Below are 23,116 nucleotides of genomic sequence, written 5' to 3' on the forward strand. Positions count from 1 at the left end.
CCCCCCACGCGGGCAGCGGACGCCTGCTGCACCGTACGGGGGCCTCGCGCTCCTCGCGCTCCTCGCGCTCCTCGCCCCCGAGGCCCGCTACGTCGCGGACGACACGTTCACGCAGTCCACCTGGTCCGAGGGCGACCAACAGCGGGTGGACGGGGTTGTCGAACAACTTCCCGAAGCCCCCAACTTCCGTGCGAAGCGCATGCGGTGGGCGTCAGGGCGTGTGGTCGCAGCGCGCCTGTGGGGGCGTATCGTGCGCCTGTGCCCGCTGATCCGATCCGTATCGTCTCCCGCGATTCGCCGATGGCCCTGGCCCAGGTGGAGCGCGTCCGCACCGAGCTCGCAGCCCTCCGTCCCGGGATCGCGACCACCGTCCTGCCGGTGAAGACCACCGGTGACAAGTGGATGGGCGACCTCAGCCAGGTCGAGGGCAAGGGCGCGTTCACCAAGGAGGTGGACGCGGCGATCCTCGCGGGCGAGGCGGACCTCGCCGTGCACTGCGTCAAGGACGTCCCGGCCGACCGCCCGCTGCCGGCCGGGACCGCCTTCGCGGCGTTCCTCAAGCGTGACGACATCCGTGACGCCCTCGTCCACCCCGGCGGACTCACCCTCGACCGGCTGCCGGCGGGCACCCGCGTCGGCACCTCCTCCGTGCGCCGGATCGCCCAGCTCGCCGCCGCTCACCCGCATCTGATCTGCGTACCGATCCGCGGCAACGCCAATTCCCGCCTGGAGAAACTGGCCAGCGGCGAGGCCGACGCGCTCCTCCTGGCCGTCGCGGGCCTGCACCGCATCGGCCGCCCGGACGCCATCACCGAGATCATCTCCGTCGACACCCTCATGCCGCCCGTCGGCGCCGGCACCCTCGCCCTGCAGTGCCGCCAGGACGACACCGACCTCATCGAGACCGTCAGCGCCCTCGGCGACCCCGACACCCACCGCGAGACCCTCGCCGAGCGCATGCTGCTGCACGTCCTCCAAGGCCACTGCAACAGCCCCATCGCCGGATACGCCCGGGCGGAACGCAGCGGAGACCTCTCCCTGCGGGCCTCGGTGTTCACCCCCGACGGCAAAGTCGTCCTCAACGCCCACGAATGGGCCGGCCGCCTCGACCCCGCCACCCTCGGCACCTCCGTCGCCGTCGCCCTTCTCCGGCAGGGAGCACGCGAGGTCATCGACAGCATCCCCCACTAGGGAGTGTCCGCAAAGTAGCGTCGGCCGCCCGGAGGGCGGGCGCACCGGACCCCGCCGTGCAGGCGGGACTTTGCGGACACGACCTAAAGCTTGTTTCACAAGGTGACCGAGCCCTGAGCGGCAGGCTCGGACCGACTCGACTAAGGACGATTTGCCCGGATTCTCGGCAGGCGAGCGCCGGGGATAGACCTGCATATTGCGGACGGCGTATCGATCCAGACGACCTTGTGAAACAACCTTTAGGGCGTGTCTTGGCTGCGGAGGTCAGCCGTCGTTCTGGGGCCCGAGGACCCGTCGGCCGATCCGAGGCTGATCCTGCGTCGAGACGTTCAGTGGCAGGTACACCTCTGTTGTCCGCGCCGACTCAGCCGGTGCGGGGTGGCGAGGACGAGGGGCCGGACGGCCGGCCGGGTGCGCGGGCCCGGAGACGGTTCGCGGCGAGTACGAGTTCCGCGGGTACGACGTTCCGGGCGAGGACGAACCGGCCGAGAAGGCCCTGCGGGCCGGTGATGACCACGACGTGGTCTTCCATGGCCAGGTGCAGTTCGCCCCACGGGTGGCTCCACTGCGCCAGGTAGCCGAACTCCCACAGCTGGAGCCGGTGCGTGGTCGTCGTCAGGGAGTAGGAGGTGTAGTCGTCCTCCTTGAACGGAGCGGGCGCCTGGACGCCTTCGGGGACGAGTTTGACCCGGTACTGGCCCAGTTCTCTCTCGCCCGCACCGAGCGTGCTCCTGCGGACCTCGGATCTGCGCCCTTCCCGGCGCCCGGTCACCGCCCCGGCAAAGGCGCCCCCACCACCGACGACGAGGCAGAACGCCAGGTTGAGCCACCAAGGCCAGAACTCGGTGGCGTTGATGGCGACCGGTACGACCCCTGCCGCACCCGCTGCCCCGCCCCAGACGGCGCTGCGCCGGACACGTCTGCGGCGTGCCGTTTCCGCTTCCGCGTCGCCGACGGCAGCGTCCTCGACCGTTCCGTTCATGGAATCCCCCAACCCCCTGTGGAGCAGCAGCAATTGCTCGTCAGAACACTACGTGCCCGGTGGGCTTCTTCGCGTCCCCGCTCTGATCGGTCAACGGCGCACCCGATAGCGCAGGTGAAGCACCCGGTTGCCCTGGATCGCCACGTCAGGGTCCTCCAACAGGTGCTGCGCGTCGGCCGACCCGAAGTAGCGCTTGCCGGACCCGAACACGACGGGCACGACGTCCATGCGCACCTCGTCGATCAGGCCCGCGGCAAACACCTGGCCACCGACGTCGCCCGCGGCGACCTCGACCAAGCGGTCACCCGCAAGCTCCTGCGCCTTGGCCACGGCTGCCTCGACGCCGTCGACGAAGTGAAACGGCGCCTCGGGGTCCCAGCCCTCGGGCTCCGGCCGGTGCGTCACGACGACCACGTGGTCGATCCCGCCCGGCGGCTTCCCGTCCCAGCCGTCCGTCAGGTCGAAGACGTGGCGGCCGACGATCGTGACTCCGATCCGGTCCCAGTACGGCCGGGTGTAGTCGTAGGACGTCTGCGACACCTTCAACTGGCCGCTCTCGTCCAGCGGGACGTCGCCGCTGGACAACCATTCGAACAACGGTCCGGGCTGGTCGTTCTCGTCCGCGACGAAGCCGTCCACCGACACCGAGCTGTACATGACCACCTTGCCCACGGGGCTCTCCTCTGCTTCGGGGCGCCCCAAATTAGCGTGCCGTGGGCTGTCGCTCTTGCTACGAAATCAATCGGCCGGCAGCGGTCGGTGCCCGACCCGGGGTGGGCTTCGTGCAGGTCGTAGACCTCCACCTCGTGCCCGACAGCAGTTCCCCCGGCCGTCAGGGGAGCCCGCCCACGCGCCGGGCTCGGGCCGCCGGTCGCCCGTACAATGACAACAAGTTCCCGAACTGTCATGGTGCTGTCGGATTCCGGAGGGGTGTGACGTGGCGGAAGAGCTTGCGCTGCTGGTCGCGGACGTGTTCGAGGCGGCCGGCCTGCTCCGCAGGATGGGGGAGGGCGTCGCAGCGGCCGAGGGACAGACCCAGGCCCGCTGGCAGCTCCTCAGCGTCGTCTCCGAGGAGCCGCTGACCGTCGCACGGGCAGCCCGCCGCCTCGGGATCGCCCGGCAAGGAGTACAGCGGGTCGCGAACGACCTCGTACGCGAGGACCTGGCCGGCTTCCGGCCGAACCCGGACCACCGCGGATCACCGCTCCTGACCCTCACCCCGCTCGGGCACGCCACGCTGGAGCGGATCACCACCCGCGCGAGCGCGATCCACGAGGTACTGACCGCCGACATCGCCACGGCCGACATCGCCGCCGCCCGCAGCCTCCTGCACCGCGTGATCGACGAGGTGCGCCGCTACGAGGAACAGGCCCCGGCCGACTAGACGGTCTCCGGGCGCTCCGCCAGGGCGCGTGCGACGAGGTCGTGGATCAGGAACTCACCGGGCTCGCGGTTCTCTTTCAGGCGGTCGAGGTCGTCGGGGCCGAACCAGCCGTAGGCGGAGTGTTTGGACCATTCCAGCGCGGGGTCGTCCAGGTCGCCGTCGACCTCGACGAGGTAGTCGGCCTCGTGGCGCAGGCCGCCGCCGTCGTCACCGGTCCAGGTCGTGGTGCCCAGGAACCGCCGAACGCGGCTCAGGCACCAGCCGGTCTCCTCCTCGATCTCGCGCGCGAGGGCTTCCAGGACCGTTTCGCCGGCCTCGACATGGCCGCCCACGATGTCCCAGGTGCCGGGGAAGAGCCGCCGGTCCGGGCTTCGCTTCTGGGCGAAGGCCGCGCCGTCCCCGTTGACGACGACGGCGCCGACGGTCCACACCTCGCCCGCCGCGGGAACGGGCACCTCGATGTCGTCGTCGACGATGAATGACGGGTCATGGGTGGCCATGACCGATAGCGTAGGACCGCACTGGCACAATGCGATCTTCATCTTGCGACGAGTGGGGGAGATCGGCGTGCGGGGCTTCATACGGGGAGCGGTGGTGCTCCTCGCCCTGTCTTCCGCGGCGGCCGGCTGCGCCGGCGTGGAGACGCGCGGGAAAGGGGGCGCGCCGCTCACTTCCGCGGAGCTTTCGGACGCCGTGTTGAGCGGGACGCCACCGGCACCGCCTGGGCATCCCTCAGTGCCGGCGACGGATCCGTCGGAGGCGGGAGCGTCGTACTCACCAGCTACCCGAGTAACTGTCCATACTTGTGGATCGGTTGCCCTTGGTCAGAGGTGTGAAGCGCGTCGGGATAGAGGCTGGAGTTTGCGGGTGTGAGGCACCATTCAGTCGACGTCTGGCGCCGGATCGCTTGAGGTCCCGCCGTGCTGCACGACGCCCCGACAGAGGCACAGCGTCGATCTCCGTGCGAGCTGGTGCGGCGATACAACACCTGAAACGCTGCATTGCATGGCCATAGCAAAAAAGGGATCTCGGGTTGTTGTCGTCGACGGGGAGCGCTACCGCTGGGTGATCGCGCCCAACGACGAGCCCGGCGTGGCGATCGTCGTCCTGCATGAGGAAGTCGATGGACAGCGCATGGTGACGTGGGTTGAGCACGGCGTGGTGGTCGCACCGGGGTTGGTTGCCGGAGCCATCCGAGACGCGTTGCTCCACCACGGTTGGACACCTCGGCTACGTCGCAGGCAGCTCACGTTGCGGTGTCTGGTGAGGAATCCGACCCCCACGAATCTGAAGCTGATCGCTTGGCCGCCCGTGGCGGGCGCGGGCCGCTCGACCAGCTGACCATGTTAAAAGCGGGCGCCGGCTCGGACGAGGGCGACGAGGTGGGGTGCCACTACAGGCCCGCGAAGGTCAGGGCGGTCGCGGTGACGGAGCGCGCGATCGCGGCCGCGTACTGCGTGTCGTGGTCCTCGTCGAGGAGGGTGTCGCCGGGCGTGTGGTACTTCCGGGTGCCGGTTCCGCCTTGGCTGCCGTCGGCGCGGAAGAGGTCCTCGGAGACGGCGATGGCCGCCCAGCCCCGCTCGTGGAAACTCGCGTGGTCGCTCCGCCCCAGGGCGGGGTCCCCGGGCCCGGTGAGCTGCTGGACCGCGAAGCCGGAGGCGAGGGCGGGGACGGTGCGCGCGACCAGGTCGCCGAGCGCGTCGGAGGCGGCCACGACCGGCCCGGGTACGGAGGAGCCCGCATGGATCTCCACCGCGGGCGGGCTGCCGTCCTGCAAACCGGCGATCATGTCCATCTGGAAGACGCCTGCGATGCGGTCGTCCGCGGCGGCGGCGGCGCGCGCGTAGCGCTTGCTGCCGAAGAGCGCCTGTTCCTCGGCGTTGAAGAGCACGAAACGAACGTGACGCGTCGGCTCCCTGCCCTCCGCGACGAGCGCGTGCAGGCACTCCGCCGCGGCCATGACCGCCGCGGTGCCGCTCCCGTCGTCGTCCGCTCCGGGCGCCGGGTCCACCGAGGGGTCGTAGGGGCGGGGATCGCCGTTCGCGTCGACGAAGTCACCGCTCTCCGCCGTCGAGTCCAGATGTCCCGTGATCAGAACGGCGGAGTCGGCCCCCTCGACGCGGTGCTCGGCTTCGACATTGAACAACCGGTGTCCCCGCCACCGGAACGCATGCCGACGCACCACCAGCCCCAGGTCCTGGAAGTGCCGGACCAGCGCGTCCACGACGAGCCCGTTGTCGGCGCTCGCGGCGTCACGGCTGCGGACCTTCAGCGGCTCGCCCGGGACCAGCGGGTCGACGCCGGAGATGCGGGCCACGTGAGCACGCAGCACCTCGGGCGTCACGGCCGCGCGTACGGCCGCGAGCGTTTCGGGGGAGGGCAGACCGTCGCCCGTCTCGTCGAACCCGGCGTGCAGGGCCGCGGCGAACCCCTCGGCCTGCGTCTCACCGGGGCGGGACAGGAGCGCCGGGTCCGGGAGCAGGCGCTCGGTGTGTCCGGGCTTGGCTCCCGGCGTGTGCACCTCCTCGATCGGGAGACCGGCGGGTGCGGCGACGTAGACCCCGCCGGGCGCCGGCCCGAGCGACGAGATCTGCTCCGGGTACCCGGTCAGCTCGCCGGAGGTGAAGCAGAACGCGGCCGCGGCGCGCATCGCCCCTTCGGCCGCCGTCCGGGACGCCTCCGGGGCGCCCGCGAGGGTCTCCGGCACGGGGACCGGGCGGTCGTCCCTGATCAGGAACGCCGCCGTGTCCTCCACCTGTTGCCGGACGTCGGTCGTGAACCCGGCCTGCCGGAGCGTCTCCACTCCGAGTGTGGTCGCCATCGCGAGGACGAGCTGAGGGGAGGCGACGTGTACGGCAACGGCCTCCGTGCCGTTCGCCACCGACTCCAGCACGCCCAGGCCCAGGGCCTGCGGCACGTCGATCCTCGTCCAGAAGACGGGGCGGTTCTCGATGGCCGCCCGGGTGAACACGGGGTGGGGTGCGGTGCGCAGGCCCGCCGTGCGGGCGAAGGCGCGCTCTTCGTGGTCCTCACCCACGAAGACGCAGTCGGCGGCCGCTTCGCCCGTGCTCGCCACCGCCTCGTCGAAGATCGCGCGGCTGGTCTTGGGGCCGAAGTGGATGAGGTGGTCGTCCGGGAACCGGTCGGGGAACGTCTCGTGGAGGGCTTCCGCGATCCCCGCGGCCGCACCCGGTTCGGGGCCGGGGTCGGAGATGACGCCCTTGGGCAGTTCCGCGAAAGCGTCGAGAACCTGCGTGACACGGGGGCGGGGCTGCAGCAGCCAGGATCCGTCCGCTTCTTGATGGCCGTCCGCCAGGGTCGCCCCGATGTCGAAGAAGAGTGTGGTCATTTCGGCTCGTCCGCTTCTATGCGATGCCGACGCTCTGGTAGGCGTCGTCGACGGCCGCCAGGGCGCCCGTCTGTGCGGCGGTGTTGCCGGCGAGGTACGTCTTGGTGACGTCCCGCAGGGCTTGGCGCATGTCCGCGAAGCCCGACAGCCTCAGCAGGCGCACGAAGGCGAGATAGACCAGCAGGGCCCACTCCTCGACCGTCAGGACCGGCGCTCCCGCCGCGTCCACGGAGGTGAGCAGGTGGTGCATCGCCTTGTTGTGGATGTTGCTGTTGGTGTGGACACCGCCGTTGTCGGTGGGGGTGTGCAGGTATTCGCTCATGTGGCTGGGGTCGCCGGTACGAGCGGGGTCGCTCATGTCGCGCAGCGGCAGCCCGTTGCGGCCCAGTCCGACGCCGAGTTCCCACGTCCAGGTGAGCACGTCGTCGCGGTCGGGCGCCTGGTACCAGTTGGCGATGATGATGCCCATCGTGTCGGCCAGCGATTCGTTCAGGGCGCCCGACTGGTCCTGGTAGACGAGGTTGCTGGAGGTCTCGATGACTCCGTGGGTCAGCTCGTGCGCGATGACGTCGAGGTGGCGGGCCAGACTGACCAGGCGGGCGTCCACGGAGACCTGGCCGTACCACATCCGCCCCTTCCACCAGACGGCGTTGACCCACTCGGGCCCCGGCCCGTCCTCGCTGTAGATGCAGTTGACCGCCGAGGTCAGGTCCATCTCGGCGTCGTCGATGCCGTTGCGGTACAGCTGGTCGCGGTAGAAGCGGGCCACCCGCTCGGCGTTGACATGGGCCGAGACACCGGCCCGGTGGGCGGTGCCGAAGTCGGCCTGCGAGGAACCGATCGCCGAGGCCGGGAGGGCGGCGGCCTGCGCGAGGTCGGCGAAGGCCAGGTCGTAGGTGGCGATCTGCCGCCACCGGTCGTCCAGGAGGAACGAGCCGTTCTGCTGGCTGCCGTGGAACCGGTGGTGGACGCTGACCTCGTCCTCGCCCTCCAGCCGGGTGGGCACCATCACCGTGGGCGTCATCCCGTAGGACCGCAGGATCTCGCCGGTGTACGCGTCGACGAGGTAACCGGTGAGCGGGAAGTCCTCGCGCGGGGACCGGCCGAGACCGTGGCCGCGGTCGCCCGGTCCACGGCGCATGGCCGGCAGTTGCGCCGGCACCTCGCGCAGGTGCCAGGCCAGGTGCCAGCCGTCGTCCTGTTCGACGTAGGCGAGCGTCGCGGGTGGCAGGTCCTCGGCGGAGACCGTGCTCCCCGTCGCCTGTTTCACGCGCTCCAGCGCATCGGTCCCGGACAGCTCCGGCACGGAGCCGACACCGCTCACCTCACCCAGACGGCAGTCCATCGAAACCAGCCGCTGGTCCTCGTCTATCTCGACCAGCGCCTCGGTGCCGAAGATGGGGATCTCCTGCTGCGTCTGCTCGAAGCGGACCAGAGTGGTCCCCATACCGGCCTGACGGCGCGGTGCCTCGAGCAGGGCCAGGTCGGGAACCCGCTCGGGCCGGTCCTCCCGGACCGCGTGACGCAGCCCCGGTGCTTCCTCCCGGGCGAGCTTCTCGGCCAGGTAGAACCGCGCGGCGGACTCGGCCGAGTTGAACTCCTGCCGGCCCTCTCCGCCCTCGGGTGCCGGCATGCCGCGCACCCTCTCGCGGCCCAGGGGCGTACCGCGCACCTCCGGGTCGTCGGCAACGTGATAGCGGTACCGTTCGAGATCTGACATCGCCGCAACCCCTCTCGATGTCCCCGACGCCTTACCCCCTCTTCGATCGTCACGCAACGTGATGGACGTGGCAACCGGAAGGCGGGTGCGCCCACCGGCGTCGCGATCCGGTTCGCCGGTCGTCGGGCCGTACCGAACACCGCAGGTCGGCTTCTCGCGATCTTCGCGACGGTGGCCGGCGGTCGGCGCGATCCATTACGCCGAGTAATTGAACTCTCATCATTGTCCTGCTGGATCGTTGAAGCAGGAGCGACGACGGACCAACGGGATGATGCCCGGCCACCGGTCGTCCCGATGCCCGCACGCCTCCGGCCCCCCGACGGGCATTGGCCCTACCGTGCAGACAACCCGTCCGCACACCGGACTACGTCCCGCCGCACAGGCGTTCCCGTGGAGGTCATGATGCCCAGTCCAGCTCAGCCGTTCGGCACGGTCGTCAGCAGCACCGGCGTCAACCTGCGGAGGTATCCCAGTACCGACTCGTCCCTCGTCGGCAACCTGAGCCACGGCGCCGAAATCGGCCTGCACAGCAAGGTGCACGCGCAGACCATCGACGGCAACAGCATCTGGTACCTGCTGCGCGACCAGGCCGTTTGGGTCGCCGCCCGCCACGTCGACAACACCGGAGAGGTGCCGCTGTCCAAGGACGCCCCGGCAGGCCCCCAGGGCTGACGGCCCGCCGGCCCCCGCGCCGCCCGACACCGTCCCGGGGCAGCCGCCCGTGGTTGTCCCCGGGGCGGATCGGGGGGTCGTGCGGGGGGTGGCACGGGGGACTCCTCCGCGTAAACCGTTCCCGATCGCACACACGTGCGTGACCTGCGTTAGTCTCTCGGGGCGCAGGAGCGGAACGCAGACGTAGACGGGGGAACCGTGTCCTATTCGGAGCGCTGGCAGGAGCTGTTCGGGCCGATCGACGGCGGGCCCGCGATGAAGCTCGCCTCGACGGCCCCCGACTCCGGGGGCGGCGGGGGCGGCGGGGGCGGCAACATGGACCTCAAGCACAGCAAAGGCCCCTGGACCAGCGCCTCCAGCACCGCCGGCGACCTGCGCACCAGCACGGAGACGAGCCGCTCGGCGCTCGGGCCCGGCCACGAGGGCGTCGACTCGGGAGCCGCCGGCCTCAGCTCCGTCGCCGCGCTCAAGAGCGTGCTGACGTCCTGGGAGGAACGCCTCCAGTCGGTGCGGGACGAGTGCGAGCAGCTCAAGGGGACCCTGCTGAAGGTCGCCAAGGAGATGGGCGAGACGGACGCGGCGGTCGATGCGTCCTTCAAGGGCGTCGACGGCGGCTCCAAGGCGGACGAGAAGCGATGACCTCGACCCTCACCTGGAAGCAGCTGCGCGACCTCAAGACCTCCGAGTTCACGGAGGCGGGCGACAAGTGGCACGAGGTCTCGGACCGCTCGGACTCCGACCGCGTACGGGTCGACCGCGCGATGTCCGCGAAGCTCCGCGAGACCCAGAAGAGCGAGTCGGCGGAGGCGGCCCTCGGCAGGCTCCAGCGCCTCAGCCGCAACTTCCAGTACCTGCACTCCGAGTGCGGGCTGGTCCGTACGGCCCTCAACGGGCTCGCCAACGATCTCGCCGAGCCCCAGACCCAGTTGAAGCAGGCGCTCGCGGACGCCGCCGCCCTGAACTTCACCGTCCACGACGACGGTTCCGTCAGCTACCCGGCCGCAGAGGTCGAGGACCTGACCGGGGCGAAGAAGGAGGCCCCGGGCAGCAAGGTCCAGGGCAGCTCCCGCCTCCCGCTGGAACCGCCCGGCCTCGGCCAGCAGGGCCAGTCGCCGCTGTACCCCGGCTACTCGGGCTTCAAGCCGCTGAACCCGAACGCGGCGAAGGCGCAGGACGTGGCCGACCGCGTGGCCCGGGCCGTGAGGTCCGCACAGGAGATAGACGCCCGGTACGCCAAGACCCTCGGCGGCCTGAAGGCGGAGAAGGGCCTCGACGTGACCGAGGCCACGCTGAAGGACGTCTTCCGCGACACCGCCGACGTCCGCTCCACCGCCGGCACGTACCTCGGCGAAGACATCCCCCAGGACAAGAGCCCCGCGGACCGCAAGAAGTGGTGGGACGGGCTGACCGAGGAACAGCGCCAGGAATACCTGGAGATCGCCCCGGACCTGATCGGCAGCCTGGACGGCATCCCGGCGGTCTCCCGCGACGAGGCAAACCGCAACTACCTGCCGGTCCTCATCGACGACCTGGCGCGACACGGCGGCGACGACGCGGAGACCAAGCTCAGCGCCCTGCGGGGGATCCAGGACAAGCTGAACGAGCCCAGCCGCCCGCCCATGTTCCTCCTGGGCATCGGCGACGAGGGCAACGGACGCGCGATCGTCTCGTACGGCAACCCCGACACCTCCAAGAACGTCTCGGCGTACGTCCCCGGTCTCAGTACCAAGCTCAACGACGAGTTCGTCACGGACACGATGAAGCGGGCCCAGGACACGGCCAAGGGCGCCCAGCGCCTGGACCCGTCCAGTGCCTCGATCATCTGGCTGGGCTACGACGCCCCGCAGAACGTGGACGTGATGACGAGGGGGGACGCGCAGCGGGGCGCCCCGGCGTACAACCAGTTCATGGCCGGCCTCTCGGCGACGAACGAGAACCCGGACCCGCACGTGACGGCCATCGGGCATTCCTACGGCTCCCTCACCGTGGGCACGGCCGCCAAGCAGTCCGGCGGCATCCCGGGCGTCGACGACGTGATCCTGCTCGGCAGTCCCGGCGTGGACGCGCAGAAGGCGACGGAGCTGGGCGTGGGCAAGGACCACGTGTTCGTCGGCGCCGCCGACAACGACCCGGTCACCCACCTGCCTTCGAAGGACGAGGCGGCGCTCGGCTGGATGATGGGCGGCCCGTTGGGGGTCGCGGTCGGACGTGACCTCTTCGACATCGGCAACGACGACGTGTACTTCGGCAAGGACCCGGCGAGCAAGGCCTTCGGGGCGCAGCGCTTCCTGGTCGACGACGGGCCGAGGATGATCTTCGACGGCGGAGGGTTCGACGCCCACTCCCAGTACTTCACTCCGGAGAAGGACCAGACGTCGGCGAACAACATCGCCAGGATCGTCGCCGGACAGCCTGAGAAGATCGTGAGGGAAGAGTACCGATGAAGCGCATCAATCGGACCGTTCGCCTGACCTGTGCGCTGGCGGTGGCCGGCGCGCTGCTGGCCGGATGCGGACCGACGGACGGCACCAAGGACGGACGAGGGACAGTGGCAGACATGGACATGCAGGGAGCGGCGGAGCGCGCCGACGCGATGTTCTACGCGACGGTCGGGGCGATCAAGCCGGACATCGAGTGGGTCCACGACACCACGACGACCGGGAGCTGTGACCTGACGCGCTACTGGACGGTGATGACGGTCGTCTCCGAGCAGCGCCGCGGCAACTTCCTCGGTGTGGTCGAGAACTTCTGGAAGGCGAGCGGCTACCAGATCAAGACGGTGAATCCGGACAAGGACATGCCGGAGATCGTCGCCACGTCCCCGGACGGCTTCGGCATCATGGTCCTCTTCGGCCACCAGGGGCAGGCCTTCTTCGAGGTCACCAGCCCCTGTGTGAAGAGTTCGAAGGTGGCGGCGCCGACCAAGGCGGCGACCGGCCCCACCTACGAGGGCGAAACCGCCATCCCCACCCCCAACGTCCGCTCCGACTTCTGGTCCGCCGAAACCCCGGTGCCGGGCTCCACCCCCGCGCCCTGAGCACCCCGGCTCGCCCCGGAGCCGTGCTTCGGCTCCGGCACAGCGACACGGCGTACCGACACGGCGTACCGACACGGCGCAGCGACACGCCCGTGCCCGAGACGACGTCGTTGCGCCCGCATGCCCGTCGTGTCTGACTTGATCGACACACCGGACCACGACGGGGAGGCGAGCGCCATGGGTCTCAAGAGGGCGGTCTACGAGCGGGAGCTGCTGCGGCTGCAGACGGAGCTGGTCAAGCTCCAGGAATGGGTGCGCACGGAGGGTGCCCGCCTCGTCGTCGTCTTCGAGGGGCGCGACGCGGCGGGCAAAGGAGGAACGATCAAGCGGGTCTCCGAGCACCTCAATCCCCGCGTGGCCCGCGTCGCGGCCCTTCCGAAGCCGACGGAGCGCGAACGCGGCCAGTGGTACTTCCAGCGCTACGTGGAGCACCTGCCGGCCGCGGGCGAGATCGTGCTCTTCGACCGCAGCTGGTACAACCGCGCCGGCGTGGAGCACGTCATGGGCTTCTGCACGCCCGCCGAGCACCAGCGCTTCCTGCGCCAGTGCCCGGTGTTCGAGCGGATGCTGGTGGAAGACGGGATCCTGCTCCGGAAGTACTGGTTCTCCGTCAGCGACGCCGTGCAGGAGGAACGCTTCCGCCGCCGCACGGAGGACCCGTTGCGGCGCTGGAAGCTCTCCCCGATGGACCTGGAGTCCCTCACCCGCTGGGAGGCGTACTCCCGGGCCAAGGACGAGATGCTCGTCCACACGGACACGCAGGACTGCCCCTGGTACGTGGTCGAGAGCGACGACAAACGCAGCGCGAGACTCAACATGATCGCCCACCTGCTGTCCTCGGTCCCCTACGAGGAGGTGGCGCTGCCGTCGCTCGTCCTCCCGCCGCGACCCCCGTCGACGGGCTACGTGCGCCCGCCCAAGGACCTCCAGAAGGCCGTCCCCGACCACGCGGCCACCCTCGCGGACACTCCCTAGGGGCGGCGGCCGCCGCGTCAGCGGCCCCGGGCGACTCCAGCGGGTTACGGCTGCCGGCCGGCCGTGGCCAGGAGGAGTTCGGCGGCCACCGCTGCCCCGTCCGTGCGGACCGCGCCGGCCAGGGCCGTGGCCCGGGCGCGGGTCCCGGGGGCCAGAGCCGTCCGCAGCGCGGCCGACAGGGACTCGAACGTGACCGCCGGACCGTCGTGCGCCACGCCGATGCCCAACTCGGCCACCCGGCCCGCCCAGTAGGGCTGGTCGGCCATCTGGGGAACCACCACCTGGGGTGCGCCGGCCCGGGTGGCCGTCGTCGTGGTGCCCGCGCCGCCGTGGTGCACGACCGCCGCCACCCGGCCGAACAGCGCCTGATGGTTGACCTCGCCGACCACGAAGCAGTCGGCCCGGTCGTCGATCAGGGCCAGATCGGCCCAGCCGCTGGACACCACGACGCGGCGGCCGTTGGCCCGGACCGCCTCGATGGCCACCCGGGCGGCGTCCTCCGCCCCGTGGAGGGGCATGCTGCCGAAGCCCACGTACACCGGCGGCGCACCGGCGTCCAGGAACGCCACGAGCTCGGGCGCGAGCGGGTTGCCGTCGGGCAGGATCCACGCACCGGTCTGGACGATGTCGAAGCCCAGGCCCTCCTGCGCCGGGTCGAGCGCCGGGTCCGTCGCCAGCCAGGGTCGGTCGCCGAGGACGTAGTCGCGGACGTCCGCCACCGGCGGCAGACCGAACGACGCCCGGTTCGTGTTCAGCGCCTCGCCGAACAGCGCGTTGACGTTCTGGGCGTCCAGGTCCCACAACGCCCGGTTGTCGGTCACCTCCGCGGGGAACGGCCGGCCCGGATACGCCAGCGGCGCGCGCCGCGGCGACGGCAGGGTGAGCTGCTGGAAGGTGACGGACACCGACGGAATGCCGAGCTTCTCGGCCACCGACCGGGCTCCGGCCGCGGCGGGCATCGCGCCGGTCGCCAGCACTACGTCACAGCCCTCGGCCACCGGCAGCCCCGCTTCGAACTGGCTCGCGATGATCTCGGCGGCGCGCTGGGGGAGGGACGACGGCTTCGGAGCCGCCTTCATCAGCGCGCGGGCCGACGGGCCGACGGGCACCATCGGCACACCGATCCCCGCCAGCCGCTGCGCGAAGTCCTCGTCCGGTGGTGCGCACACCTGCACCTTCGCGCCGAGCGTACGCAATTGCACCGCGAGTCCGGCCAGCGGTTCGATGTCCCCGCGCGATCCGTACGCCATCAGCAAGACGTTCATGCGTTTTCCTTCTCGTTCCGTGGATGCGGCCCCGGCTCCGGTCGTGCCCAACCTTCCCGCCGGGCATATAAATGATCAAGGTAGACTTCCGCGCGGTTCGATAACCGCTGGGTTATCGACGGAGGGCTACGGGGGCTGGGAGCCGGTGGAGCTGCGGGACATCGAGATCTTCCTCGTACTGGCCGAGGAACTGCACTTCGGCCGGACCGCACAGCGACTCCACGTCTCCCAGGCGCGTGTCAGCCAGGCCATCAAGAAGCAGGAACGGCGCATCGGCGCCGAGCTGTTCACCCGCACCAGCCGCGCGGTGCACCTGACCGAGGTCGGCCGGCAGTTCCGCGACGACCTGCAACCGGTCTACGCGGGCCTGCACGAATCCCTCGAACGCGCCCGGCTCGCCGCGCGGGGCATCACCGCACAGCTCCGCGTCAGCCTGATGCCCTTCAACGTGGCCGATCTGTACCCCTACTGGAAGGCGTTTCGCGCCCGCCACCCGCAGTGGGGACTGCAGGTCCGTCAGGCGACCTTCACCGATGTGTTCGGCCAGCTCCGCAACGGTGCCATGGACGTCGTGGTCGTCTGGCTGCCCGTGGAGGAGCCGGACTTCACCGTCGGGCCGACGCTGTGCACCGACTCCCGGATCCTCGCCGTGGCCGCCGACCACCGGCTCGCGGAGCGGGACTCCGTGCCGGTGGAGCTGCTCGCCGACTTCCCGCACGGCACGGCCCTCGGCCTGCCCGACTACTGGGAGGACAGCTACCTGCCCTTCCACACCCCGCGGGGCCGGCCGATCCGGCGCATCACGGCCGCGGCCTCGGACAACGCCGACGAGCTGATCGGCCACGTCGGCATGGGCGAGATCATCCACACCTTCCCCGGCCATGTCACCAGGTACTGGGGCCTGTCGAACATCCGATGGCTGCCCGTTCCCGAGATGAGCCGCCTGACCTTCGCCCTGGTCTGGCGCACCGAAGCCGAGAACGAACTCATCCGCGCCCTGGCCGACACGGTCCGAGACCTCGGCGCGTACCGGTTCTGACCTGGGCCGGGGCGCGGTTCGATAACCCAGCGGTTATCGAACCGCGCCGAAAATCCCGTTGATCGGCCGCGCCGGTCGCAAGATCGTTGGGGGCATGCACACACGCATGAGAACCCCGCCCCCGTGACCGGCGCCATCGACCTGACCGTGATGTACGCCATGCACGACGCCCTGCGCCGGGAGCTGGCCCATCTGGACCGGATCACCACCGCCGCGGACCGTGACCCCCGGCACGTGCTGCCCACCGCCGCCGGATGGAAGCTGTTCAAGGCGGCCCTCCGCGCCCACCACACGGCCGAGGACGAGGCGCTGTGGCCGTCGCTGCGACAGGGGCTGGCCGGCCGGCCGAAGGACCTGGCCCTCGTGGAGGTGATGGAGGTCGAACACGCCGCGATCGAACCGGTGGTGCGGGCCATCGACGACGCCCTGGCCGACCCCGGCCTCGGCCCGCTGCTGCCGGGTCAGCTGATCGACGCGCTGACCCGCGGGCTGGCCGGGCACCTCGAACACGAGGAGAACGGCGCCCTGCCGCTGATCCGGCAGGTGCTCACCGCCGAGCAGTCGGCCCGGCTGTGCCGGGCCCACGCCCGCCACATCGGCCGGGAGGACCCGCTGCTGCTGCCGTGGCTGCTGGACGGCGCCGACGAACGCACCGCGGCCCGGCTCCTCGCCCGCCTGCCCGCATCCACGTACGCCGCCTGCACCACCCGGTGGATCCCCGAGTACGCCGCCCTGGACCGCTGGAGCCCGGGCACCGCGGCCTGACGTACACGCACAGCCCCGCACCCGAAGCACATCGACCGACTCGACCCCGGGAGCCGACACCATGTCCCCGTCCGTACACGTCACTCCGCTCCGGCACGTCTCGGGCACCGAGGCCGCCGCGTGGCACCAGGTCGTCGCGGCTTCTTCGGCCCACGACCTGCCCGGCGTACCGCCACCCGCCCTCCGGCAGGTACACGCCCAGCTCACCAAGCCCGCACTCGGCAGCCACCGGCTGTCCTGGCTGGCCACCGGGGCGGACGGGGTCCCGGTCGCGGTCGCAGGCCTGCGGCTCTTCACCTCCCCGGGCCAGGAGCACCTCGCCGAACTGGAACTCCACGTCGCCCCCGCACACCGGCGCCTGGGGACCGGCTCCCTCCTCCTGTCGGCCGTCGTGGCGGCCTGCCGCACCGAGAACCGGCGCAGCCTGATCGCCACGTCCGCGGCCGACGGACCCGGCGCATCCTTCGGCGAACGGCGCGGCTTCCGCCGCGTACTGACCCTGGACCACCTCATGCTGCACCTTCAGGAGCAGGACGAGGCCGGCCCGCGCAGGCTCGCCGATGCCGAGCACCCCGGCTACCGGCTGGCCGGCTGGACCGGATCGGTTCCCGACGAACTCGCCGACGCCTTCGCCGCCGCCAAGGACGCGATGAACGACATGCCCGTCGGCGACCTGGACTACGGCCGCGTGACCTGGGACGCCGACCGCGTCCGGGCCATGGCCCAGGTGATCGCCGACCGCGGAGACACCCTGCTGACCATCGCCGCCGTCCACGACGACGGCACCATGGCCGGCTACACCGAGATCCTGCTTCCCCAGGGAGCGCCCGCGCGGGCCCAGCAGTACGACACCGCGGTCGTTCCCGCGCACCGGGGCCGCGGGCTGGGGCTGTGGGTCAAGGCCGCCATGGTGCGCCGGCTGCGCGCCGAACACCCCGGCGTCGTCGAGATCGAGACGGACAACGCCGACGACAACACCCACATGCTGGCGGTGAACACCGCGCTGGGCTTCCGCTCCTACCGGCGCACCGGCCAGTTCCAGCTCGACGTGCCCACCGACTGACCTTCCACAGAAACGAGAACCAGCATGCGAGTGCTCTTGATGGCCTACGGATCGCGCGGCGACATCGCCCCGCTGGCGGGACTGGCGGCGCAGTTGCGCGAACTCGGCGCGGAGGTACGCGTGTGCGCGCCGCCGGACGAGGAGTTCGCGGAACTGCTGACCGCGGTGGGCGCCGAAGTGGTGCCCTTCGGGCGCGACGTACGCGCCCTGCGGACGGTGGCGCCGCCGTCGGACGCCGCCGCGTTCGCGGCCGAGCTGGTCGCCGCGCACTTCGAGACGGTCGGCAAGGCGGCCGAGGGCTGTGACGTCCTCGTGGCGAGCGGTCTGATGCCGGCCGGCGCCCGCTCCGTCGCCGAGAAGCTGGGCATCCGCTACGTGTACGCGGCCTTCCACCCGTTCGAGATGCCCTCGGCGCACTACGGGCCGGCGCCGCGCCCGGGCCCGCCGGCCCCGGCCGACATGACCGACAGGCAGGCGCTGTGGGACCTGGACGTCCAGAAGGTCAACGCCCTCTACCTCGCGCCCCTCAACGCCCACCGCGAGGCGATCGGCCTCGCGCCCGTGGACAACGTCCGCGACCACGTCTTCACCGAACGGCCGTGGCTGGCGGCGGACCCGGTCCTGGCACCGTGGCAGGACCTGACGCACCTGGACCTCGTGCAGACCGGCGCGTGGATCCTGCCCGACGAACGCCCCCTGCCCGCCGACCTGGAGGCATTCCTGGACGCCGGCACCCCACCCGTGTACGTCGGCTTCGGCAGCATGCCCCTGGGCGGGGCCGCCGACATCGCCCGGGCGGCCGTGGAGGCGGCCCGCGCGCAGGGCCGCCGCGTGCTCGTCTCCCGGGGCTGGGCCGACCTGGGACCGGCCGACGACGCGGACGACTGCTTCGCCGTCGGCGACGTCAACCACCAGGCACTCTTCCGCCGGGTCGCCGCCGTCGTGCACCACGGGGGCGCCGGAACCACGACCACCGCCGCCCGCGCCGGCGCACCCCAGGTGGTGGTACCCCAGTTCGTGGACCAGCCGCACTGGGCCGCCCGCGTGGCCGACCTGGGCATCGGCGCGGCACACGACGGCCCGACCCCGACCGCCGCGTCGCTGTCGGCCGCGCTCGGGACGGCCCTGAGCCCCGGGACGCAGGCGCGGGCGAAGGCCCTCGCCGGCACGATCCGCACCGACGGGACGGCGGTGGCCGCCCAACTGCTCCTGAACACGGAGCACACGGAGCACACGCAGCACACGGAGCACGCCGACGCCGTACCGCCGATGAGCCGCGAACAGATCTCCGGCATCGCCCACGCCGACCACCCGATCAAGTCCCCGCTCGACGACGACTCGGTCAGGGGGCTTCTCGAACGGAGCCTCCCGCACGGCGACGAGCGCGTGCTCGACCTCGGCTGCGGCACGGCGGAGTGGCTGCTGCGCGCCCTGGCGTCGCGCCCGGACCTGCACGCCGAGGGCGTCGACGTGTCCGAGGTCGCCCTGGCGCAGGCCCGCCGCACGGCGACCCGGCTGGGAGTGGAAGACCGGCTGGTCCTCCACCACCAGAAGGCCGCGGACTTCGTCTCCGCGCAGCCGTTCGACCTGGTGATCAGTATCGGTGCCACGCATGCCTTCGGCGGTCTCCTCCCCACCCTCGCGGCAGCCCGCAGGCACCTGGCTCCCGGCGGCCGCGTCCTGATCGGCGAGTCGTTCTGGGACCGCACGCCCTCGCCTGAGGCCGTCGAGATGTTCGGTGACCTGGACGACCTGGCGACCACGGTGGACCGCGTGGTCGCCGACGGCTGGACCCCCGTCCACGGCCATGTCAGCACCCGCCGTGAGCTGGACGACTACGAGTGGGCCTGCTGGGGCTCGCTGGCCGCATGGGCACTCGACCACCCCGCCGACCCGGCCGCCGCACAGGTGCTGGAGACGGCCGACGCCCAGCGTTCGCAATGGCTGCACGGGTACCGGGACAGCTTCGGGTTCCTCAGCCTGGTCCTGCGCCGAACCTCGGACTGATCACTGCCCACCCTCGCCGAACGGGTGGAAATGGGCCATGGTGGAGAGAGGGCACGCGGAGGGGATCCGCGTGCCGCTCCGCTCCGGGAAGGAGCCGACCGGCATGCTCAGCAGGGGTGGCGGGCGCAGGAGCACCGCGAGGGCCGTCCTCGCGGGCACGCTGCTCGCTGCGAGCCTCACGGGGGTCGCCAGTACCGCTACGGGTGCCGGCGCCGCGGCCTCCGTCGACGGGACACCCGACCCGAAGGGCAAGGTCACGATCGTCTACGAGGACGACGCGATCAAGCCCGAGGACCGGCCGGCCGTCGACGCGATCCGGAAATCCCGGATCCTGGAGCAGACCGCGGACTGGGTGAACGGGTCGATCGCCCTCCCGCACGACCTGGTCGTCAAGGTGACCGACAAGGTCCCCCCGGGAGTGTCGGACGCCGTCACCCAACCCGACGGACGGACGATCTTCATCCCGCCGTCGTTCCTGACGGAGATCGAGCAGTCCCTCGACGAGGTGGTCAAGACCGTCAAACGTCCCGCCCTGTTCCCCGAGGACAAGTACAACGCGCGGGACCTGACCGTGCTCTCCACCCAGTTCATCTTCGGCCACGAGATGGGCCACGCCCTCCAGCGCCAGCTCATGCTGGCGAACCTCGGACTCGAGGAGGACGCCGCCGACGGGTTCGCGTCCTTCTACACCGTCAACGAAGTCGGACCGGACCCGTCGACGGCCGCCGCCATCCTCTTCGACGAGGTCGCGCGCAGGCAGGGGCGGCTCACCATGGAGGGGTTCGCCAGCGACCACCCCGTCACCCAGCAGCGGGTCTTCAACTTCCTGTGCTACCTGGAGGGAAGCGACCCCAAGAGGTTCGACGGCCCGCTGGTCGACGCCGGCTACCTGCCGAAGTCCCGTGCCCCGCTGTGCCCGCAGGCCTGGGCGATGCTCGACCACGGCTGGTGGACCCAACTCCAGCCGCACTTCACCGAGGCGTTCAAGGCCGAGGGCGACAAGAGCCGGGCGGACGCGCACGACAGGCTGATCGCCGAGACGAAGGCCTTCGCCGAGAAGCTCGACGACTTGCGCAAGTCGCAATGAGCGCAACGCGACAGGGGCCGGTCGGCCGCGCGGCGTCAGAACGCGTACACCGGGTTGTCGTTCAGGGTCGTGGACATCACGCACGGGTTGGAGAAGGTGTGCTTCCAGGCCACGCGCCTGCCCTGCAGTACGCCGTCCGCCGTGACCGTGACGGGGTCGAAGTACATCGGGCAGGCCCGCGACGGGTTCGGTGCCGCCAGCACGCGGTTGAGTTCCCCGTCGGTGGCGTTGAGGGCGTCGCACGCGGCCCTCGGGTCGGGGTGGGTGCCCTCGGCGGTGTAGGCGCAGCTGAGGGTCGACGCGCGCAGGACGGTGTCCGTGGGCGCGCCCGACCCCTGGGCGATGGTGAAGACCATCGCGGACGGGCCGTGCGCACTGGCGGGTTGAGCCTCCGCGAGACCGGTGCTGCCTGCAAGACAGAGGAGACTGAGGGCGGATACCGCGATGATGTTGTGACGCATGACAGGTTTCGCCTTCGATTCAAGGTTGATTGCGGTTAGATGCCTGTGATCTGACGCTCAACTGAAGACGAGCCTGGCAGGTCCCAAGGAGGGCCGCCAATGGGCGGTCGATTTACGGACAGATCATTCGAATACCGGATGCACGGCGGGTGTTCGCGCAGCTGGCGGGGCACGTCCCGGGCCCCCGCACGGCTCACCGGGCGGGGTTCGGCGCGCGCCGCGATCCCTCCCTCCCTGGTGACGGCGGTGCGCGGTCCGCCGAATTGCCGGGCAGGGTGACGTGATGAAGGCGGTTTCCCCGGATCTCAGACGTGGAGTTCCTGCGGGAAGCCGGTCCAGCGGAGTTCGGCCGGGAGGTGGCCGGTGTCGTTGAAAACGAGGACGGCCGGCGGGCGGTCGGGGGTGTAGCGGATGACGGTCAGGGCCGCGTTGGCGTGGTTGATGCCCAGCCAGCGCCACTCCGGCGCGGCGAACGCTGCCCGGACGAGCCACCCGAGGAGGAAGTTGTGGGTCACGACGAGCTCGTGGCGCGGCGCGTCCCCGTCGACGGGCCCGGTGAAGGCCGCCAGCGCCGCCGCCGCGAGCCCGGGGCCCTGCTCCCGTTCCTCGGCGGTGAACTGGTCCAGGAACCCGGTCCAGGCGTCGGCCGCCTCCGGCGGCAGTTCCTCACGTGACGGCAGACAGGGGACGAAGTCGCCGGCGGCTTCGCAGCGGTGGAGGGGAACGCCGTCCAGCTGTTCACCGATCAGCCGGGCGGTCTGCTCGGCCCGGGCGAGCGGCCCGTGGTGGATGGCCGTCAGCGGAACGCCCCGGAGCCGCTGCCCGAGCAGGGCCGCCTGGCGCCGGCCGGCATCCGTCAGTTCGCTCTCGTCGGACGACGCTTCGCCGTGGCGGGTGAGGTACAGGTAGCGGGCGGCCGTACCGGGCATGGGCATCCTCCGGCGAAGTCGATCTTGTGGACTCACCAAGAGACGCCGACCCGCACGGACCGGTTCCACACAGACCCCGAAACCGCCGCACGAGCGCGTCACGGTGCGTCCCACCACCACTGGAGGGCGGGGATGCCCAGCGGGCGGGCCGCCTCCGGGGCCGGGCGGTCGGCGAAGGCCCGTGCCAGCAGGTGGGGGCCGAGCCGGTACCCGTAGCGGGGCGAGGTGAGCTCCCACTCCCCGAAGCCCCGTACGAACCGGTGCAGGGCCGCCCCGTACCGGCCGAGGGCCGGCGCCGTCGCCGCGGCCCGCGCCCCGAGTTCGAGGAAGCGGCACATCACCCGGTCGTACTGGCCGACGGCCGCGGCCACCGCCTCGCAGAGGCCCGCCCCGTCGCGGCGCAACAGGGTGACGACGTCCAGGCGGCGGCCCGGGCGGCTGCTCTCCTTGCGGTACGACAGCAGGTCGTTGGCCCAGCCGATGAGGAACGCGGCCATCTCCCTCAGGGCGGCCAGGCGCGGGTCGTGCCGTTCGGCCGGGGTGAGGAAGATGCCGTGGGCGTGTTCGAGGAACGGCAGGAAGACGTCAACCGCCCCCGAACGCAGCCGCATCAGCGCGTAACTCTCGATCCCCGGGTACTCCGGCGCCGTGCGCTGCCCGGCCTCCCACAGCAGGGACAGGAAGTAGACCCGCAGGCCGTCCAGCCAGGCGGCGCCGGCCTGCGGGCCGAACGACGCGTCCGTCCGCCGGCGCAGGTCGCGCACCGCATCGGCGACCGGGTCCGGCGGCAGCAGCTCCGCGCCGGGGTGCTCGGCGGCGTACAGCAGCCGGTTCAGGCGGTCGGCGAGCCCGGCGGGCCGTGCGCTCAGCGGGCCGTCCTCGCAGTCGTCGTCCACGTGGAAGAGCCACAACACCAGATCGCCCAGGAGCTGGACCGCCTCGCGGCCCGCCCCGGGCAGCACCCGGGCGGCCAGCTCGCCCATCCGGTGGCCCAGCAGCGCCTCGTGGCCGGGCAGACCGTCGAGTCCGGCCCCGCGGGCCCACCTCCGGGTGCCGTCCTCGACCTGACGGTGGTCGGGGTGGATCGCCCCGGGCAGCGGACAGAACAGCCGGGGCCGGGGCGGCGCGATCGGCGACGGAGCGGACATGACCACCTCCTCACGGGTGCCGGGTCCCGGCCCGCGCGGGCC

Annotated in this window: 22 protein-coding genes and 1 pseudogene; 14 read left to right on the forward strand and 9 right to left on the reverse strand. The window is 71.4% G+C overall.

Annotated features, from left to right (window positions below; genetic code table 11):
- Positions 1-258 precede the first annotated feature (258 nt).
- The gene (gene hemC / locus IG86_RS0129085; protein WP_030824880.1) at positions 259-1,191 is read left to right on the forward strand and encodes a hydroxymethylbilane synthase; all 933 of its coding nucleotides are present in this window, start codon (positions 259-261) and stop codon (positions 1,189-1,191) included.
- A gap of 364 nt (positions 1,192-1,555) precedes the next feature.
- Here hemC and IG86_RS0129090 read toward each other — a convergent pair whose 3' ends face one another.
- Positions 1,556-2,173, reverse strand: a complete 618-nt coding sequence (locus IG86_RS0129090) for a hypothetical protein (protein ID WP_030824883.1) — start codon at positions 2,171-2,173, stop codon at positions 1,556-1,558.
- A 90-nt stretch (positions 2,174-2,263) separates the two neighbouring features.
- Entirely contained in the window at positions 2,264-2,845 is a 582-nt protein-coding gene (locus IG86_RS0129095) for a dihydrofolate reductase family protein (protein WP_030900803.1), read from the reverse strand.
- 265 nt (positions 2,846-3,110) lie between these two features.
- On the opposite strand from IG86_RS0129095, the gene IG86_RS0129100 reads away from it, so the two are divergent.
- The gene (locus tag IG86_RS0129100; RefSeq protein WP_030900806.1) at positions 3,111-3,557 is read left to right on the forward strand and encodes a MarR family winged helix-turn-helix transcriptional regulator; all 447 of its coding nucleotides are present in this window, start codon (positions 3,111-3,113) and stop codon (positions 3,555-3,557) included.
- Here the strand turns inward: IG86_RS0129100 and IG86_RS0129105 are convergent.
- Positions 3,554-4,057 (reverse strand): NUDIX hydrolase, encoded by a 504-nt coding sequence (locus IG86_RS0129105; protein ID WP_030900807.1) that lies wholly within the window; start codon positions 4,055-4,057, stop codon positions 3,554-3,556. The two genes, IG86_RS0129100 and IG86_RS0129105, sit on opposite strands and share 4 nt — an antisense overlap.
- 505 nt (positions 4,058-4,562) lie before the next feature.
- On the opposite strand from IG86_RS0129105, the gene IG86_RS43210 reads away from it, so the two are divergent.
- The gene (locus tag IG86_RS43210; RefSeq protein WP_157854924.1) at positions 4,563-4,898 is read left to right on the forward strand and encodes a hypothetical protein; all 336 of its coding nucleotides are present in this window, start codon (positions 4,563-4,565) and stop codon (positions 4,896-4,898) included.
- 52 nt (positions 4,899-4,950) lie between these two features.
- Here IG86_RS43210 and IG86_RS0129110 read toward each other — a convergent pair whose 3' ends face one another.
- Both IG86_RS0129110 and IG86_RS0129115 read right to left on the reverse strand, forming a co-directional pair.
- On the reverse strand, positions 4,951-6,906 hold the full coding sequence (locus IG86_RS0129110) for a M20/M25/M40 family metallo-hydrolase (protein ID WP_030900810.1): 1,956 nt from the start codon (positions 6,904-6,906) through the stop codon (positions 4,951-4,953).
- A 16-nt stretch (positions 6,907-6,922) separates the two neighbouring features.
- The gene (locus tag IG86_RS0129115) at positions 6,923-8,626 is read right to left on the reverse strand and encodes a M4 family metallopeptidase (RefSeq protein WP_030900814.1); all 1,704 of its coding nucleotides are present in this window, start codon (positions 8,624-8,626) and stop codon (positions 6,923-6,925) included.
- A 402-nt stretch (positions 8,627-9,028) separates the two neighbouring features.
- Between IG86_RS0129115 and IG86_RS0129120 the strand changes: the two genes are divergently transcribed.
- From IG86_RS0129120 to ppk2, 5 genes are all read left to right on the forward strand, one after another.
- Positions 9,029-9,298 carry an SH3 domain-containing protein gene (locus IG86_RS0129120; RefSeq protein WP_030824901.1) on the forward strand — a complete coding sequence of 90 codons (270 nt, stop codon included), beginning with the start codon at positions 9,029-9,031 and terminating at the stop codon, positions 9,296-9,298.
- Positions 9,299-9,496: 198 nt separating this feature from the next.
- Positions 9,497-9,937 (forward strand): hypothetical protein, encoded by a 441-nt coding sequence (locus tag IG86_RS0129125; protein WP_030824905.1) that lies wholly within the window; start codon positions 9,497-9,499, stop codon positions 9,935-9,937.
- Positions 9,934-11,742 carry an alpha/beta hydrolase gene (locus tag IG86_RS0129130; RefSeq protein ID WP_030824908.1) on the forward strand — a complete coding sequence of 603 codons (1,809 nt, stop codon included), beginning with the start codon at positions 9,934-9,936 and terminating at the stop codon, positions 11,740-11,742. Before IG86_RS0129125 ends, IG86_RS0129130 begins: the two co-directional genes overlap by 4 nt.
- Positions 11,739-12,335: a hypothetical protein gene (locus tag IG86_RS0129135; protein ID WP_030824911.1), complete on the forward strand. Its 597-nt coding sequence runs from the start codon at positions 11,739-11,741 to the stop codon at positions 12,333-12,335. Before IG86_RS0129130 ends, IG86_RS0129135 begins: the two co-directional genes overlap by 4 nt.
- A 177-nt stretch (positions 12,336-12,512) precedes the next feature.
- Positions 12,513-13,310: a polyphosphate kinase 2 gene (gene ppk2, locus IG86_RS0129140; RefSeq protein ID WP_030824914.1), complete on the forward strand. Its 798-nt coding sequence runs from the start codon at positions 12,513-12,515 to the stop codon at positions 13,308-13,310.
- A gap of 44 nt (positions 13,311-13,354) precedes the next feature.
- Here ppk2 and IG86_RS0129145 read toward each other — a convergent pair whose 3' ends face one another.
- Positions 13,355-14,575 (reverse strand): glycosyltransferase, encoded by a 1,221-nt coding sequence (locus IG86_RS0129145; RefSeq protein ID WP_030824916.1) that lies wholly within the window; start codon positions 14,573-14,575, stop codon positions 13,355-13,357.
- A gap of 145 nt (positions 14,576-14,720) precedes the next feature.
- On the opposite strand from IG86_RS0129145, the gene IG86_RS0129150 reads away from it, so the two are divergent.
- From IG86_RS0129150 to IG86_RS0129170, 6 genes and pseudogenes are all read left to right on the forward strand, one after another.
- Entirely contained in the window at positions 14,721-15,614 is an 894-nt protein-coding gene (locus IG86_RS0129150) for a LysR family transcriptional regulator (RefSeq protein ID WP_030824920.1), read from the forward strand.
- Positions 15,615-15,737: 123 nt separating this feature from the next.
- Positions 15,738-16,379: a hemerythrin domain-containing protein gene (locus IG86_RS0129155; RefSeq protein WP_030900822.1), complete on the forward strand. Its 642-nt coding sequence runs from the start codon at positions 15,738-15,740 to the stop codon at positions 16,377-16,379.
- Positions 16,380-16,440: 61 nt separating this feature from the next.
- Entirely contained in the window at positions 16,441-17,442 is a 1,002-nt protein-coding gene (locus IG86_RS0129160) for a GNAT family N-acetyltransferase (protein WP_030900825.1), read from the forward strand.
- Positions 17,443-17,466: 24 nt separating this feature from the next.
- Positions 17,467-18,657, forward strand: a pseudogene (locus tag IG86_RS43740) (glycosyltransferase); the annotation flags it as partial.
- A gap of 54 nt (positions 18,658-18,711) precedes the next feature.
- Positions 18,712-19,449, forward strand: a complete 738-nt coding sequence (locus IG86_RS43745; protein ID WP_167751174.1) for an SAM-dependent methyltransferase — start codon at positions 18,712-18,714, stop codon at positions 19,447-19,449.
- A 103-nt stretch (positions 19,450-19,552) separates the two neighbouring features.
- A complete protein-coding gene (locus tag IG86_RS0129170; RefSeq protein ID WP_078906076.1) occupies positions 19,553-20,536 on the forward strand; it encodes a DUF4344 domain-containing metallopeptidase in 984 nt (327 codons plus the stop codon).
- A 35-nt stretch (positions 20,537-20,571) separates the two neighbouring features.
- On the opposite strand, the gene IG86_RS0129175 is transcribed toward IG86_RS0129170, so the two are convergent.
- The 3 genes from IG86_RS0129175 to IG86_RS0129185 form a co-directional block, all read right to left on the reverse strand.
- On the reverse strand, positions 20,572-20,997 hold the full coding sequence (locus tag IG86_RS0129175; protein WP_030900830.1) for a subtilase-type protease inhibitor: 426 nt from the start codon (positions 20,995-20,997) through the stop codon (positions 20,572-20,574).
- A gap of 305 nt (positions 20,998-21,302) precedes the next feature.
- Positions 21,303-21,926, reverse strand: coding sequence for a histidine phosphatase family protein (locus tag IG86_RS0129180; RefSeq protein WP_030824941.1), 624 nt, complete (start codon positions 21,924-21,926; stop codon positions 21,303-21,305).
- A gap of 98 nt (positions 21,927-22,024) precedes the next feature.
- On the reverse strand, positions 22,025-23,074 hold the full coding sequence (locus IG86_RS0129185; protein WP_030900833.1) for a terpene synthase family protein: 1,050 nt from the start codon (positions 23,072-23,074) through the stop codon (positions 22,025-22,027).
- Between the last annotated feature and the right edge of the window lie 42 nt (positions 23,075-23,116).

The sequence above is a fragment of the Streptomyces virginiae genome (genome assembly GCF_000720455.1).
Classification (GTDB): Bacteria; Actinomycetota; Actinomycetes; order Streptomycetales; family Streptomycetaceae; genus Streptomyces; species Streptomyces virginiae.